The following is a 15,732-nucleotide window of genomic DNA, read 5'->3' as shown; positions in this document are numbered from 1 at the left end:
GTGGACATATAGCGACCTGCCTGGGCTAACAGGCGGGTCTTTATAATGACTACAAACATTCAGGAGGTTCAGAAGGCGCGGCTTGCGAAACAAAAAGCGGAACAGTAGAATAGAACGTATAGGACGAACCTGATCGGATTATACGGTCAGGTTTTTATTTGAGCAGGGAGGAGTAAAGGAGTGTCGAATGCTGTGCTCATTATGGACAAGGTGCTGGCAAGCCGGCCTTTTGTCTGGATTTTGCTGGCGGTCAATACGCTGGGAACGATTTACGGTTACATATGGTATGGCAATCAGTTGGCTTATACGGCAGGGAATTACCCCGCCTGGCTCCTTCCGTTCGTACCGGACAGTCCGACAGCCAGCCTGTTCTTCACATTGGCGCTGGTGCTGTTACTGTACCCTCCCCGTACCGCCTGGGGCGTTGCGGTTCGGGCGCTGGTGGAGGCGCTGGCTGTTGTAACTTCGGTGAAATACGGAATTTGGGCCGTTATGATTATTGTCGCAGGCGGATATCAGGGCGGAAACCTTGATTGGCAGGATTGGATGCTGATGGCCTCGCATGCCGGAATGGCTGTGGAGGCACTGCTGTACGCCAGATTTTTTCATTGCCGAAAAATGATTCCGCTCGCGCTGCTCTACACCCTGCTCAACGATACGATGGACTACGGCTTCGGTATTTACCCGTGGCTTCCGTCGACGCTCACGGACGATGTCCCGCAGGTGCGCAATTTCACCTTCCTGCTGACGCTGCTGAGCGCTTCCGCCGCGTGGTTGGCGGCAGAAGCCTCGGCGCGTCGGAATCTCCAAAGGCGCAGCCGCATGTTCTAGACCCTGTCCCACTGCATAAGATGAAGGCAGGAGGGATGTCTCATGCGGCGGAGAATATGGGGAATAATGCTGGCGTTGGGAGTGCTGCTTGTGCCGCCGGTACTTACGGTTACGGCAAGCACGGCTAATGCGTCGGATTTGAGCGGATTTGCGACCTCGGACAAGTCATTGCAAACTTTGGAATCCGTTGCTTCTGAACCGAAGAAGGCTACGGACGGGAGCGCGGAACAACCCGCCCAGCGTCTTGAGGATATGACGGAAGCTCTGTACCGTTACGCATCGGAAGGCGATGTCAATAAAGCCAGGGAAACGGCGGAGGCTGTCTCGGCTTTGTTCGCGTCGTCCTCCTTTGGAGACCGGACTTCGGTGGAAGGAATCAACGCCCTGTCCGGTGCGATCATTGACATGAAGACTGCGATGAATGCGGTCAATCTGCAGCCCGACCGGTGGATAGCTGCTGCGGCCCGGCTAAGGCTGGCTGTGAACAGCCTGAATCATGCCCGGCAGCCGATGTGGATGCAGTATTACAAGCTGATGCTGGAGGATTTGAAGGAGATGGGAGGCAGTGCGTCGGCAGGTGATACGGCCGGCTGGACAACCGCTCTGAAGAGCCTGAGACAGCGGTATGACCTGATCCGTCCGGCGGTTCTGGTCGCGAGGAGAGAAGTGGAGGTCAACCGGTTCGATGCGTGGCTCTCCTTCGCAGAGGGACTTGGAGCGGGCGAACCCGCCCCTGGGCGGGAAGAGCGGGTTGGCGCCGTTTCGCATGGAAGAGAGGCCGTGCGCGCGTTGTTCGGCAAGGAGAAAGATGAGCCGACGCTGTCGACACCGCTTGCTCCGATTAATTACGGATTGGCAGGCTGGCTCGCCGGAGGGTTCATTTTGGCAGCTCTGGCTTATACCGGCTTCCGGAAGTACAAAGGCGAGCGGGACCGGTGGAATCCGCTGTAGCGGTTCCTAAAGGCTGGAAGAGCGATAACGGAGATTCAGTCGGTGAAAGTCTCTTACCTTGCAGACAGCTTCCGTTTCAGAATGCCAGTCTCTAAGACAAACTTTCAGACGAACTTCAAGACAAGCCAAAACCGGCCGCAGGGACCGGTTTTGGCTTGTCTTGGCTTTAGGCTTTAGCTTTAAGCTGAAAGCCTCACTCTTCACGGAAGCCTTCTCCGTGTACGTCATGCACATCGCTTATAATTACGAAGGCTCTGGGATCGACCGATCTGACCAGCTGGTTGAGGCGGCGGATTTCCTGCCTGGAAACGACGCAATAGGCGGTATACTTGGACATTTTCGAGTATGCGCCTATGGAAGGGATCAGGGTGACCCCGCGTTCCATATCTCTCGTGATCAGATCCGCGATTTCCTCTCCGTGATCGCTGATGATCATAAAAGCTTTGGCGGCATACGCGCCTTCCTGAATGAAATCGATCACCCGGGAGGCAATAAATACAGCTACCAGCGTATAGAGGATTTTTTCCTTAGGTATGTAGAGCAGCGAAGAGCCGATAATGATGACATCGGTCACCAGAATGATCTGCCCCATGCTCCAGCCGAACTTCCGGCTTAATATGCGGGCGACAATATCAACGCCGCCGGTTGTTCCGCCGAAGCGGAAGACGATCCCAAGGCCCAGCCCGAGCGTAACCCCTGCATAGAGCGATGCCAGAATAAAATCATGCTCGGTCTGAAAGGGGGCGATCCATCCATGGGAAATCAGCCGCTCAAACAACCAGAGAAAGAATGACAGCGAGCCGATCCCTACGCCGGTATAGACGATTTGACTCGATCCCAGCATTTTCCATCCGAGCAGAAACAGCGGAAGGTTCAGCAGCAGGGTTGTCAGAAAGACCGGAATGCCGAAGCCGTAATTAAGCAGGATGGTTATCCCGGTAACCCCGCCTTCCATCAGCTGATTGGGAATAATGAAATATAAGAGTGCAAAAGCATATACCGCAGTCCCCAGCATGATTGGTGCGGTTGTCTTGAGGATGGGTTTGAGTTTTTCGAATTTCATGGGTTCCTCCGTGAGCCGTAATACCGGCAGTTTTTCTCCGATTGCGAAAAAGTATACTTTATTGAAGATAAACCAGATTCAAAAAAGGTTTGTCTTCAAAACGTCTTTACGATAACATAGGGGCAAACGAAAAGGCAATATGCGCCAGGTGAAGGGAGCGTAAGATATGGAGAAAAGTCTTGCTGAAATCCAGCGCGAAGTCGACGCTTATATCTCCCAATTCAAAGAAGGTTATTTCAGTCCCCTCTCCATGCTTGCGCGCATGTCGGAAGAAGTCGGGGAGCTTGCCCGGGAGGTCAATCATTCCTTCGGCGAGAAGCCGAAGAAAAAGGACGAGCCCGAGAATTCCATAGAGCTGGAGCTTGGCGATATTCTCTTCATCACCGTATGCTTCGCCAACTCGCTCGGCATTGATCTGACGCAGGCCATGGACAAGGTCATGCATAAATTCAACACTCGAGATGCGGAGCGCTGGACGAAGAAGAACGCGGAGTAAGCCCAAAGCATATGCTGTAACATATGACGGAGGGTGGTAAGCATGAATCCGGGAGAATATGTGAAAGAGGCATACCGGTACATCCTGCGGAGCGATTTCGAGGAAGCGATCCAATGTTTTGAGGCCGCCATCGCGGCCGATCCGCATGACCCGGAGGTCCGCTACCGCTGCTCGATTACGTATGCCCGTAACGGGCGGCTGGAGAAGGCAGCCGAGCACGCCAAGGAAGCAGTGAAGCTGGACGGAGCCAAACCGGAGTACAGGCTTCACCTCCAGCATCTGCAGGCCATGATGCATGTCCAGGAGGCCAAAGTGCTGCTTGAAGAGGAGACGGGCCCGGGCAGCAATCCGTACCGGCCTGTCACGCTGCTGCAGGAAGCCGTCAGGCTGGACCCGCTGTACGGCGACGCCTATGTCTGGCTTGCCATTGCGCACAGCCGGATGAATGAGCATCTTCCGGCTATCGCAGCCATGAAAGAGGTCATCGCTCTGCATCCCGGTGACGAAGGACTGAAAGCATTAATGAAGGATCTTCAGAAATCGCTGCGGCTGTATATGCAGTAACCAAACGACGGACGAAAGCGGGGGCTAAAGACAAATGGACAAGAGAATCAGAGTGGTAGTATCAGGAGCAGGCGGAAGAATGGGCAAGGAGGTCGTCAAGCTGGTGCTTCAGGACGAAGAGCTGGAATTGGCCGCCGCTGTGGACCGTTCCTCCATGGGAATTGACGCGGGATCTCTTGCGGGACTTCCCGAAGCGGGAGTCACGGTAACAGATGATTTGGACGCCGCTTTGTCTGCCGGGGCCGACGTACTCGTTGACTTCACGGTTCCGCAATCCGCATTCAACAACACGACAGCGGCGATCCGCCATGGAGTGCGGCCGGTCATCGGTACGACCGGCTTCACGCCGGAGCAGATCGCAGAGCTGGACAAGCAGTGTCGGGAGCAGGGCATAGGCGGACTGATCGCTCCGAACTTCTCGATCGGGGCCATTTTGCTTATGAAGTTTGCCGCTCAGGCGGCGAAGTACTTCCCACACCTTGAAATCATCGAGTATCATGGAGATCAGAAGCTTGATGCGCCTTCCGGAACCTCGATCAAGACGGCTGAGATGATTGCGGAGGTCCGGGAGGAGCTGCGGCAGGGCAATCCGAACGAGGAAGAGCTTCTGGAAGGGGCGCGCGGCGGATATTATAACGGCTTCCGCATTCACAGCGTCCGTCTTCCGGGTGTATTCGCCCAGGAGGAGGTCGTCTTCGGAGGGTTCGGACAGTCGCTCAAGATCCGCCATGATTCCTACGAGCGGGCGGGATATATGCCGGGAGTCAAGCTGGGCATCCAGAAGGTTATGGGCTACACGGGATTGGTTTACGGATTCGAACATTTTATTGAGTAGACGGGGAGAGGTCACTAATGAAGATCGCTTTTATCGCACATGACAGAAAAAAAGATGAAATGGTTAACTTTGTAACCGCATATGAGCATGTATTTGAAGGCCATGAAATGTTCTCTACCGGAACGACGGGCGAACGCATCATGGAAGCAACGAACCTGAAGATTCACCGCTTTATGTCAGGACCGCTCGGCGGCGATCAGCAGATCGGTTCCCTGGTTGCCCAGGATGAACTGGATCTTATTATCTTCCTGCGGGACCCGCTGATGGCGCAGCCGCATGAACCGGACATTTCCGCTCTGCTTCGCCTGTGCGACGTATACGGCATTCCGGTTGCTACGAATATCGCAACCGCGGAAATTCTGGTCAAGGCAATCGACCGGGGAGATTTCGCCTGGCGCGAGCTGGTTCACAAGTACAAGCCGGGAGTCGATCCGGAATGAAGCTCGACATCCTCGTGATCGGAGCGCATGCGGACGATGCGGAGATCGGCATGGCCGGCACCATCGCGAAGCATGCAGCTGCGGGGCTCGCAGTCGGCATCTGCGACCTGACCGCCGCCGAAATGTCCTCTAACGGTACGGTGGAAAGCCGGAAGGAGGAAGCAAGGCATGCGGCCGAGGTGCTGGGCGTTGTCATGCGTTCCAATCTTGGACTGCCCGACCGGGGACTCCGGACAAGCGAGGAGCAGATTGCAGCCGTAACGGCGGAAATCCGCCGCTGTTCGCCCTCCATCGTATTCGCTCCCTATCCGGAGGACAGGCATCCCGATCATGTGGCATGCGGCCGAATCGTGGAGGAAGCGGTATTCAATGCCAAGCTTCGCCGGTATATGCCGGATGTACCCGCTATTCCGGCGCCCCAACTGTATTTCTACTTCATCAATGATCTGGGACGAACGGATCTGCTGGTTGATGTGACCGGCAGCTACGGCTTGAAGGAAGCCTCCCTGTCCTGTTACGTCTCCCAGTTTCAGAAGACGCCGGGAGCGGATATCGTATCCACTCCGCTGAACGACGGCTACATCGAGCGTGTCCGGGCCAGGGACATGCTCCTGGGCCAGCGCAAAGGCTTTATATACGCGGAAGGATTTGCGTCCAAGCTTCCCTTTGCGGTCGATCTGTTCCGGGTATAACGAAACTAAGCCATCATCCGCCGGCGTTCCTAAGCAGCGCCGGCTGTTTCATGGGAAGGACCGAAAGACTTGCCAGTTAGAGCAGCTGAGGTCGGGCAAAGGTAAAGATGATATGAATAAAGGAGACGGACCTATGGACCGGCTGTTAAAAATTGGGATTACCTGTTATCCGTCTCTGGGCGGCTCGGGCGTCGTAGCTACAGAGCTAGGCAAGCTGCTGGCGGAAAAAGGACATGAGGTCCATTTTATCACCCACAGCATCCCGTTCCGCCTGGGAACGTTTCAGAAAAATATTTTTTACCATGAGGTGGAGGTCAACGATTATTACGTCTTCCGCTATCCGCCTTATGATCTGGCGCTTGCAACCAAAATGGCGCAGGTCGCCAAAATGGAGAACCTTGATCTCTTGCATGTGCACTATGCGGTTCCGCACGCGGTCTGCGCTTTCCTCGCCAAGCAGATGGTCGGCGGTCAGATCAAGGTCGTAACGACGCTGCACGGCACGGATATTACCGTACTGGGACAGGATGAGTCGCTGAAGGATCTGATCCGGCTCGGCATCAACGAGAGCGACGCGGTAACGGCGGTATCCCGCGATCTGATCCAGGAGACAAGACGGGCGCTCGATATTACGGCTCCCATTGATTTGACCTACAATTTCGTCGACAAACGGGTGTACTATCCGAGAGATGTGACCGGGCTGAGAGAGCTGTTCGCGGAGCCTGAGGAAAAAATTCTGATGCATATTTCCAACTTCCGTCCCGTGAAGCGGGTCTCGGATGTTGTTGATATTTTTGCCAAGGTCAGCGGCCGGATTCCTGCGCGCTTGCTCTTGGTAGGCGAAGGGCCGGAGCTTCCGAAGATCCAGGCGAAGATCGCCGAAATGGGACTGGAGGACAAAGTTCGTTTCCTCGGCAAGCAGGACGAAATCGCTCAGGTGATATCGATGGCCGATCTGCTGCTGCTGCCCTCCGAGAAGGAGAGCTTCGGGCTTGTGGCGCTGGAGGCGATGGCCTGCGGCGTGCCGACCGTCGGCTCGCAGGCCGGGGGCATTCCCGAGCTTGTCCAGCACGGAGTCACCGGCTATCTGGCACCGATCGGGGATACAACATCGATGGCTGACTATGCTGTCCGGCTGCTCTCTGACGAGAAGCTGGCCGAGCAGATGCGTGAAGCCTGTCTGAGACGCGCGTGCCAGGATTTCTCCAAGGATATTATTACCGACCAGTACGAGAGCATTTATTACCGCGTCCTGGACCCTCAGACAAGCGGAGTGGTCCGCTAAAGAAAGGGAGCCGTGACAGGATGAAGTGGAAAATGGCGGACCCCGTTATGGCGGAAGCCGCGGCTGGAATTGTGAACACGCTGGAAGACGCCGGTTATGAAGCTTACTGGGTTGGCGGCTGCATCCGCGACGAACTGCTGGGTCGTCCCGTTCACGACATGGATCTGACGACCTCAGCGCTTCCGGAGCAAGTGCTGGGGCTGTTTCCGAGATGCGTGCCGACCGGGCTGGAGCACGGCACGGTGACGGTGCTGGAATCCGGATTTCCCTTTGAGGTCACGACTTTCCGGACGGAGAGCGGCTACGCCGACCATCGCCGCCCGGAGAGCGTGACCTTTGTGGCCGATGTGACGGAAGATTTGAGAAGACGGGACTTCACGATCAACGCCATCTGCATGGGGCTGAGCGGCACACTCATCGACCCCTTTGGCGGGGAGGAGGACCTGGCTCAGCAGCGCATCCGCTGCGTCGGTTCCGCAGACGAACGCTTCGGCGAGGATGCCCTCCGCATGCTGCGCTGCATCCGGTTCGCCTCGACGCTTGATTTCCGCGTCGCGAAGAACACGTGGCGCGGCCTGCTGCGCCGCCGTCATGAGCTGGCGCACATCGCCGTTGAGCGCGTCTACGCGGAGCTGACGCGCATCGTGGAAGGCCCCCGCCCGCTGCGGGGGCTGGCCATGCTTGCGCGCAGCTGCCTGCTCGCGCGCGGCAAAGCCCCGTTCCCCTGGGACGCGGACCAGCTTGCGGCAGCCGCCGCAAGCCTTACGCGCATCGGGGAACTCGGGAGCGCCCGGCTGCGCTGGGCGCTGCTCCTCCATGCCCTGGGCTCGCCGGCTGAAGAGGCCGACCGGCTCATGCGGGCATGGACGTTCCCGGGGGCGGCCCGCAAGGATGCCGCCCGGGTGCTGCGGTTCCGCGAGGCGTGGACCGCAGAGGAAGAGGCGGGGCCGGATGACGGCCCCGCAGCCTCCAGGCGTCGGTTCATCGCCGCCGCCCTGACCTTCGGCTGTGATGCGGCCGAAGGGTGGCTGGACGTGCTCGCCGCGCTGCCAGGCGGCGAGGAGGGCGCGGCCCGGGTGAAGGCCGCGCGGGAATGGCTCGCCGGCATGCCGGTGCGCAGCCTGGCGGAGCTGGCGGTAAGCGGCGGCGAGCTGACCGCCGCGCTGGACCGGCGGCCAGGGCCTTGGCTCGGCAGCTTGCTGCAGGAGCTGCTGCTGGCGGCCGCCGAGGGAAGCGTCCCGAATGAGCGGGACGCGCTGGTGAGACAAGCGAAGAGGGTGGAGATCAAGTGAGCAGATATGAGAACACTTTCTTCCAGGGGGAAGAAGCTGAAGAACGCCGCCCTTCTGGCTGGGCTGCCATGCTGCGCCGCGTGGACACGGTAGTATCCACGCAGGAGGCCGCGAAGGAGCTGGCGGAGCAGGGAGCTCCTGAAGGAACGGCGGTTATGGCCGAAGAGCAGACAGGCGGCAGAGGCAGACAGGGGCGCAGATGGCACTCGCCCAAAGGCAAAGGCATCTGGATGAGCGTTGTGCTCCGTCCGTCGATTCCGCTCCAGCTAACGCCGCAGCTGACGCTGCTTGCCGGAGCGGCGGTCTGCTCCGCCATCCGGAGGGAGACTGGAGTGGAAGCCGGCATCAAGTGGCCGAACGATCTGCTGGTGAACGGCCGGAAGCTATGCGGCATTTTGCTGGAATCCTGTGCCTGGCCTAGCGGCTTGCAGTACACAATTGCCGGCATCGGCATCAGCGCGAATCTGGCGGAAGAGGATTACCCGGAGGAGCTTCGGAAGATCGGCACCTCGCTGCTGATCGAAAGCGGGAGGGAGACGGAGCGGGAAGAGCTTGCCCGCGCTGTTCTGAAGGAGCTGGAGACGCTCTACGGCGTATACCTGGAGCAGGGGCTTGATCCGATCGCCGCGCTATGGTCGGAACAGTCGGTTACGCTTGGCAGACGAGTGATGCTGCGGACGCCTGAGGGGCCTCAGGAAGGTACTGCGGTCCGTCTCGAAGAGGACGGAGGACTTGTGGTTCTGCGCACTGACGGGGAGACCGAGACGCTGTACGCCGGAGAAATCGCGCTGATCTGACATGTTGTTCCACAGCTTGTCATATTTTTTACGTGTAATTACGGGTGGTATTTGATATACTGTTGTCAGGAGGCGGTATCGCTAGCGAACTGCACTCCGGCAAGAAGTGATGGTTTATAGGAAACGCCAGCCTAATCTTTAGATGACAGGCGGCGGGTTCCTCTTGGTAACTGGATCGACGGTTACGCCAGATTCTGCTCTGAGCCGCAAGGACCGAGACAGAAGGGACGATCGCGAGTGACTCTTTTTTGCCCTTCGGACCTTTTTAGCGGATACGCTAAAAGGTTTTTTTGTTTGCGCGAAATAAGCGCAGGGGACTCGCAAAAGGGGAAAAAGAAATGACTGTCAAACAAGCGTTAAACATTGTGAAGCTGAAGAAAATGAAGGCGGAGGGCGTTCCGCTCAGCATGCTGACCGCGTACGACTACCCGTCCGCCGCGCTGGCCGAAGAAGCCGGGGTGGATGTGATCCTGGTCGGCGATTCGCTGGGCAACGTTGTGCTGGGGTACAATTCGACGCTGCCGGTCACCATTGACGATATGGTGTATCACACCCGGTCAGTTGCCCGCGGTGCGGAGCACACCTTTATCGTGGCCGATATGCCGTTCATGACGTATCACGGCAGTATCGACGTCACGCTGGGACATGTGCGCCGCCTCATTCAGGAAGGACACGCCCATGCGGTCAAGATGGAAGGCGGTCTTGAAATTTGTCCCGCCGTATCCGCCATCGTCTCCGCCGGAGTGCCGGTGCTCGGCCATATCGGACTTACGCCGCAGTCGGTCAATACAATCGGCGGCTACCGGGTGCAGGGCAAGGACCCCGAGGACGCTGTACGGCTGATGAGAGAGGCGAAGGCGCTGGAGCAGGCGGGAGCCTTCGGTATCGTACTGGAGCTTGTCACCGAAGAGGTGGCGGAGGCCATTTCACGGGAGCTTTCCATCCCGACAATCGGCATCGGCGCGGGTCGCTATTGCGACGGACAGGTGCTGGTCTTCCACGATATTTTGAAATATACCTCTTCATACAGAGAGAAACGGTTCGTCAAGACATACGCTGATGTCGGAGGCGTGATCAAAGACGCAATCGGCCAGTATGTGCAGGATGTGAAACAGCGCGCTTTTCCGGAAGAACGGCATGTATTCGGCGCTGATGAAGAAGTGCTGCACACATTATACGGCGCTGCCGGAAAAGGAGCGAGATAATATGAAAGTCGTTAGAACGGTTGAACAGCTTAGAGAATCCTTGGGCCAGCTTCGGAGCGAGGGACGCGGTCCTGTCGGACTGGTTCCGACGATGGGCTTTCTGCATGAAGGCCATGCCAGCCTGCTTCGCCGGGCGAAGGAAACCTGCGGCATCGTGGTCATGAGCATCTTCGTGAATCCGATTCAGTTCGGGCCTGGTGAAGATTATGAATCCTATCCCCGTGACGAGATCCGTGATCTTGCGCTTGCGGAATCCCGGGGGGCTGATATTGTATTTATTCCCTTGGCCCAGGAAATGTATCCGAAACCGACCCGCACCAAAATCAAAGTCTCCGGCCTGACGGACAAGCTCTGCGGCGCTTCCCGTCCGGGACACTTCGACGGCGTCACAACCGTTGTGACCAAGCTGATCAATATGGTGCAGCCTGATTATGCATTCTTCGGCCTGAAGGACGCCCAGCAGGTGGCTGTGCTCTCGCAGATGGTCGAAGATCTTAATATGAACGTTACAATTGTGCCCTGTCCGCTCATTCGTGAGTCTGACGGGCTGGCGCTCAGCTCCCGCAACGTGTATTTGTCCGCTGAAGAACGCCGCCAGGCACTTGTACTGTCACGCTCCCTTCGGGAAGCGCGGGCCGCGATCGAGGACGGCCGGGTCGTTACCGCGAGCGAAGCCCGCGAGCTGATCGTATCCGTGATTTCGGAATCGCCGCTGGCGGATATCGACTACGCCGATATTTTGAGCTTCCCTGCGCTTGAGCCCATCGCTGCCGATCTTCCGCTCACCCGGGCGGAGGGAGAGATTATTATGGCGCTGGCTGTCCGTTTTGGCCGCACCCGCCTGATCGACAATATCGTCTTCACGCCGAAGGAGGTAGCTGCGCTTGTATAGACATATGATGAAGTCCAAGATACACCGGGCTACGGTAACCGAAGCCAATCTGAATTATGTAGGCAGCATTACGATCGATGAAGATTTGATGGAAGCAGCCGATCTGCTCGAGAACGAGAAGGTCCAGATCGTGGACAACAATAACGGCTCGCGTCTGGAGACCTACGTCATCCCCGGCCCTCGGGGCAGCGGAGTAATCTGCCTGAACGGCGCGGCGGCACGGCTTGTGCAGCCCGGCGATACGGTCATCATTATCTCTTATGCCATTCTGTCCAAGGAAGAGCTTGAAGGCCACAAGCCGACTGTAGTGTTTGTGGACGGGAACAATAAACCGGTTAAGCTTGAGCATAAGGAGCTTCATGCGACAACGGCCTGACAGGCTTCTGCTTACGCATTAAGCAATGTCTGCCACGCATGAAAGGGTCCCTCCGGGCGAACAATGAAGTCAGGCAAGCCGCACTGATTTTATTATCGGCAAGGAGGGACCACCCTTATGTTTCAACAGATGTTTGCCGAAATGAAACACATGCTGACCGATATTGCAAGGGAGCTGCCCGGCTCGCAGGGTGCAAGGCGCCAGGACCTTCTGGGCAAATACCGGATGCTTCGTAACCTCAGCGACGAGGCGCTTGACGAATGGCTGGCCTTTGCAGAGGCTTTAAGCCTGTTCCGCCAAAATATCGGAGTTGAGGAAGAGCAGGGGGATGCGCAGAACGTTCCTGATACTGGGCCCACTCCGGAAGATCCTTCCGAAATGGAGAATTTTGTCCGTGGGCAGGGTTATTACAAGCTCCTGATGTATCCCAAATGCATCGAGCAGTTCAAGGTCGTTCTTGTCCGCTATCCCGATCATCCGGCTCCGAGATTATATCTCGCCATGTCTTATCTCTATCTGGGCGATACCGCCGCTGCATGGGAGCATCTGGAGCATATGCTCTCTGTGGTCCAAGGAAGGAAGCTAAAGGCGCATATTTACAACGCTATGGGCTGCATTGCAGCTTCCGGACGGCGGTTCGACGAGGCCAGGGAATTATTTTCACTTGCGATGAGATATGATCCCGGCTTTCCGGAGCCTGAGCGCAATCTCCAGGTATGCACCCGGGGCAGCGGCGAGCTTGAATTCGGAAGCCAGCTTGTCTCCCTGCTGTGAACAGAACAGATGGTTAATTCAAGCGATGCATGACCGGCTTAGAGGCGGTGTGCATCGCCTTTTTTCGCACTTTCTGTTATGCTGAAGAAGAGTCTTAAATGAAAGGGTAATAGATCATCATGAAATTTGCCGTGCTTGATTTTGAAACAACGGGAACCCAGTCCGTGGGTGAAATCATTCAGGTCGGACTTGCCATCATAGAAGAAGACCGGTCCATTTCGCGGGTATACGGTTCCTACGTCAAGCCCGGAGGACCCATTCCCCCTTTTATCACGGGCTTGACCGGCATTTCGGACAGCGATGTTGCGGATGCGCCCGAGCTGGAAGAAATGATGATGGAACTGGTGCCGCTGCTGGACGATGTGGTGCTTGTAGGGCATAATGTCGCTTTTGATTTTCATTTTCTGCAAAACGCCCTGGACCGCTGCGGATATCTGCCGTTCCAGGGTCGTATTCTGGATACGATCGATTTTCTCAAAATCTGCTTTCCGTCTCTCAGTTCCTATCAGCTCGGCGCCGTCAGCTCCCATTTCGGACTGACCCATGAGCGTCCGCACCAGGCGGACAGCGATGCGCTTGCGACCGCGATGGTCCTGCTTCGCTGCCTGGATGAGCTGTATGAGCTTCCTCTTCTGACTATACAGCGCCTTACGGAACTGTTCAGCGGCGAAGACAGCGATCTCAGCTGGTTCTTCGACGGCCTGCTCAGAGAGCGCGAGATGGAGACGTTCCAGCCGGAAGGCGAGCTGCAGTTCCACCGTCAGCTGGCGCTTGCCGTCGGCGATTGGACGGAGCTGTCCCCTCCGCGAGAGGAAGGGGATTACCCGGCCGAGCATATGTCGTTCCGCGAGTATCTTGACGAGGTTAAGACGAGGCTGAAGGCGCTTTTGCCCCAGTATGAGGACCGTCAGGCGCAGGAGCAGATGTTTGAAGAGGTGTACCAGGCGCTTCAGGACGAGAAGCATCTGCTGATCGAAGCGGGCACCGGAACCGGCAAATCGCTCGGTTATTTGCTGCCTGCCATTTACCAGAGCGTCAAGACCGGCGAGAAGGTGATGGTCAGCACGCATACGATCAATTTGCAGGATCAGCTCAGGGAGCGGGATATCCCGCTGCTGACCCAGACCGTTCCGTTTCCGTTCAAGGCTGCGGTCTTCAAGGGAAGAGGACACTATTTGTGTCTGCGCAAATTTGAACATAAAATTAATGCAAAGGAATTCACCGCTCCCCGTGAGGATACGCTTACCTCGGCCCAGATGATCGTCTGGCTGACGCAGACCGATTCGGGGGACGACGAAGAGCTGAATCTCGGGGGCCGGGGCGGCGATTTCTGGGAGACGGTTGCCAGCGATACCGATTCATGCCTGGGAAGATCCTGTCCGTGGTTCCGCAAATGCTACTATCACCGGGCGAAGCATGAGGCGGGCAATGCGGATGTCGTCATCACGAATCATTCGAAGCTGTTCGCCGACGTGAGGGCCGGACATCAGCTTCTGCCAGCCTATGAATACCTGGTCATCGACGAAGCCCATCAGCTGGAGGAAGTCGCCGGGAAGCATCTGGGCATGAGCATGAAGCATTTCACAGTTTCCCACACGCTGAACCGGCTGTATAAGGACAGCAGGACCGGCCAGCTGCCGGCGCTGCGCCATGTGCTGCAGAGCTCCGGAAGCGAGCAGGCGGCGGAATGGAGCTCGATCATCGACCGGATGTATCCGGACCTTCTGACTATCAAGGAATCGTGGGAACTCCTGAGCGAGAAGCTGTTCACGCTGATCCCGGAGCGCGCCGACGCAGGGGGCGAAGCCGGTCAGCTCGTTCATCGCCTGCTGCCTTCCCGCAAGCCAACAGGCTGGGAGGAGCTTGCCGCGCTGGAGCAGACACTCCACAGCTCTCTGAGCGACGTGATCCGCAAGGGCGAGGGGATGCTCACGGAGATGCGGGAACAGGAGAGCCAGTCCTCTTCGGACAGCCTGGTGACCGATATCGGCGGACTCTTAAAGGATTTGGCCGAAATCCGGGAGCAGGTGCGGTTTTTTATGGGAATGAACGACGAGAATGTAGTATATTGGCTTGAGGCGAACGGAAATTACCGCAACAAATCGCTGCATCTGTATGCCGTGCCGGTAGATGTCAGCGCTCAGCTGAAGGACCTGTTCTTCGACAAGAAAAAAAGCGCGGTGCTCACCTCGGCGACGCTCTCCGTCGACAAGTCGTTCCAGTACATGATCGACAGCCTCGGACTCAACGAAGCCCAGGAGCAGGAACGGCTCAAGACCGTGCAGCTGCCTTCTCCGTTCAAGTACAGGGATCAGGCGCTGCTGGTCATTCCAAGGGACTTCCCGAGCGTGAAGGGGACCGTGGGCGACGCCAAATTCGTCGATATGCTTGTCCAGTCGCTGGCGGAAGCCGCCGTGACGACGCAGGGAAGGATGCTGGTGCTGTTCACGTCCTACAAAATGCTTCGCCAGGTGTATGAGCCGCTCAAGGAAGCTCTTGCAGCCCAGGATATTTCCGTGCTCGGACAGGGCGTGGAGGGCGGCAGCCGGAGCAAGCTTCTGAGAAGGTTTCAGGAGAAAGCTGCTTCCGTCCTGCTGGGAACGAGCAGCTTCTGGGAAGGCGTCGACATACCGGGCGATGCGTTGACCTGCCTGGCGATTGTCAGGCTGCCGTTTCAGCCCCCGAGCCATCCGCTAGCGGAGGCCAAGGCCGAGCTGCTTCAAGCCCAGAAGAAGAATCCGTTCATGAAGCTCTCCGTGCCTCAAGCGGTGATCCGCTTCAAGCAGGGCTTTGGCCGGCTTGTCCGGACCGCGCAGGACAGGGGGATCGTCATCGTATATGATACCAGGGTCATCGAGTCTTATTACGGCAAATACTTCCTGTATTCGCTCCCGGGTCCCAAAATGGAGCATATGACGACCAAACAGATGGTCCCGCGCATCGCAGAATGGCTTCATCAGGACGGTGTATCCTAATAACCTGCGGAAGCTGAGTGACGGATCGTAGTTCTTAGTCGTCCTGAAGTCAGACCGGCTGGTCATGGCTGATATTATTACGATTAACCCTATTTCCGGGAATGTCTTCTGTTCATGTAATTGCAGCAGATCCCGTATATTTAAAGTGTCCCGTCAGGGATGCAAGCGGTCCTTGTCACCCAAAACCCGCCGAAGCTTCGTCTGCCTTCGTCCAATCGCCATTTGAACGGAGGTCCTGAACGAGGTGCAGGTGGCCCTGCGGGC

The 15,732-nt window shown here is 57.1% G+C and carries 16 protein-coding genes; 15 read left to right on the top strand and 1 reads right to left on the bottom strand.

What is annotated here, in order from left to right:
* Positions 1-180: 180 nt before the first annotated feature.
* Together PSTEL_RS16690 and PSTEL_RS16685 are read left to right on the top strand one after the other, a co-directional pair.
* Complete coding sequence (locus PSTEL_RS16690; RefSeq protein WP_052098588.1) at positions 181-831, top strand: DUF1405 domain-containing protein; 651 nt, start codon at positions 181-183, stop codon at positions 829-831.
* A gap of 42 nt (positions 832-873) precedes the next feature.
* Complete coding sequence (locus PSTEL_RS16685; protein ID WP_052098585.1) at positions 874-1,782, top strand: sporulation protein YpjB; 909 nt, start codon at positions 874-876, stop codon at positions 1,780-1,782.
* 193 nt (positions 1,783-1,975) lie between these two features.
* Here PSTEL_RS16685 and PSTEL_RS16680 read toward each other — a convergent pair whose 3' ends face one another.
* Positions 1,976-2,845 (bottom strand): YitT family protein, encoded by an 870-nt coding sequence (locus PSTEL_RS16680; RefSeq protein WP_038697009.1) that lies wholly within the window; start codon positions 2,843-2,845, stop codon positions 1,976-1,978.
* A gap of 166 nt (positions 2,846-3,011) precedes the next feature.
* On the opposite strand from PSTEL_RS16680, the gene PSTEL_RS16675 reads away from it, so the two are divergent.
* From PSTEL_RS16675 to dinG, 13 genes are all read left to right on the top strand, one after another.
* Positions 3,012-3,341, top strand: a complete 330-nt coding sequence (locus PSTEL_RS16675) for a nucleotide pyrophosphohydrolase (protein ID WP_038697007.1) — start codon at positions 3,012-3,014, stop codon at positions 3,339-3,341.
* A gap of 42 nt (positions 3,342-3,383) precedes the next feature.
* A complete protein-coding gene (locus PSTEL_RS16670) occupies positions 3,384-3,905 on the top strand; it encodes a tetratricopeptide repeat protein (RefSeq protein ID WP_038697005.1) in 522 nt (173 codons plus the stop codon).
* A 34-nt stretch (positions 3,906-3,939) separates the two neighbouring features.
* On the top strand, positions 3,940-4,740 hold the full coding sequence (gene dapB / locus PSTEL_RS16665) for a 4-hydroxy-tetrahydrodipicolinate reductase (protein ID WP_038697004.1): 801 nt from the start codon (positions 3,940-3,942) through the stop codon (positions 4,738-4,740).
* A gap of 17 nt (positions 4,741-4,757) precedes the next feature.
* A complete protein-coding gene (gene mgsA, locus PSTEL_RS16660; protein WP_038697003.1) occupies positions 4,758-5,180 on the top strand; it encodes a methylglyoxal synthase in 423 nt (140 codons plus the stop codon).
* Positions 5,177-5,872, top strand: coding sequence for a bacillithiol biosynthesis deacetylase BshB1 (bshB1, locus tag PSTEL_RS16655; protein ID WP_038697002.1), 696 nt, complete (start codon positions 5,177-5,179; stop codon positions 5,870-5,872). Before mgsA ends, bshB1 begins: the two co-directional genes overlap by 4 nt.
* 133 nt (positions 5,873-6,005) lie before the next feature.
* A complete protein-coding gene (gene bshA / locus PSTEL_RS16650) occupies positions 6,006-7,157 on the top strand; it encodes an N-acetyl-alpha-D-glucosaminyl L-malate synthase BshA (protein WP_038697001.1) in 1,152 nt (383 codons plus the stop codon).
* A 20-nt stretch (positions 7,158-7,177) separates the two neighbouring features.
* Positions 7,178-8,449, top strand: a complete 1,272-nt coding sequence (locus PSTEL_RS16645) for a CCA tRNA nucleotidyltransferase (protein WP_038697000.1) — start codon at positions 7,178-7,180, stop codon at positions 8,447-8,449.
* On the top strand, positions 8,446-9,246 hold the full coding sequence (locus tag PSTEL_RS16640; protein WP_052098584.1) for a biotin--[acetyl-CoA-carboxylase] ligase: 801 nt from the start codon (positions 8,446-8,448) through the stop codon (positions 9,244-9,246). Before PSTEL_RS16645 ends, PSTEL_RS16640 begins: the two co-directional genes overlap by 4 nt.
* A 338-nt stretch (positions 9,247-9,584) precedes the next feature.
* On the top strand, positions 9,585-10,451 hold the full coding sequence (gene panB / locus PSTEL_RS16635; RefSeq protein WP_038696999.1) for a 3-methyl-2-oxobutanoate hydroxymethyltransferase: 867 nt from the start codon (positions 9,585-9,587) through the stop codon (positions 10,449-10,451).
* 1 nt (position 10,452) lies between these two features.
* The gene (gene panC, locus PSTEL_RS16630; RefSeq protein ID WP_038696998.1) at positions 10,453-11,343 is read left to right on the top strand and encodes a pantoate--beta-alanine ligase; all 891 of its coding nucleotides are present in this window, start codon (positions 10,453-10,455) and stop codon (positions 11,341-11,343) included.
* Positions 11,336-11,719, top strand: coding sequence for an aspartate 1-decarboxylase (gene panD / locus PSTEL_RS16625; protein WP_038696996.1), 384 nt, complete (start codon positions 11,336-11,338; stop codon positions 11,717-11,719). Before panC ends, panD begins: the two co-directional genes overlap by 8 nt.
* A gap of 117 nt (positions 11,720-11,836) precedes the next feature.
* Entirely contained in the window at positions 11,837-12,493 is a 657-nt protein-coding gene (locus PSTEL_RS16620) for a tetratricopeptide repeat protein (RefSeq protein ID WP_038696995.1), read from the top strand.
* Between the two features lie 119 nt (positions 12,494-12,612).
* Positions 12,613-15,468 carry an ATP-dependent DNA helicase DinG gene (dinG, locus tag PSTEL_RS16615; RefSeq protein ID WP_038696994.1) on the top strand — a complete coding sequence of 952 codons (2,856 nt, stop codon included), beginning with the start codon at positions 12,613-12,615 and terminating at the stop codon, positions 15,466-15,468.
* The last annotated feature ends 264 nt before the right edge of the window (positions 15,469-15,732 follow it).

It is taken from the genome of Paenibacillus stellifer, from assembly GCF_000758685.1.
GTDB lineage: Bacteria > Bacillota > Bacilli > Paenibacillales > Paenibacillaceae > Paenibacillus_AQ > Paenibacillus_AQ stellifer.
The sequence above is the reverse complement of the archived record's forward strand: the minus strand, read 5'-3'. Positions and strand labels throughout refer to the sequence as shown.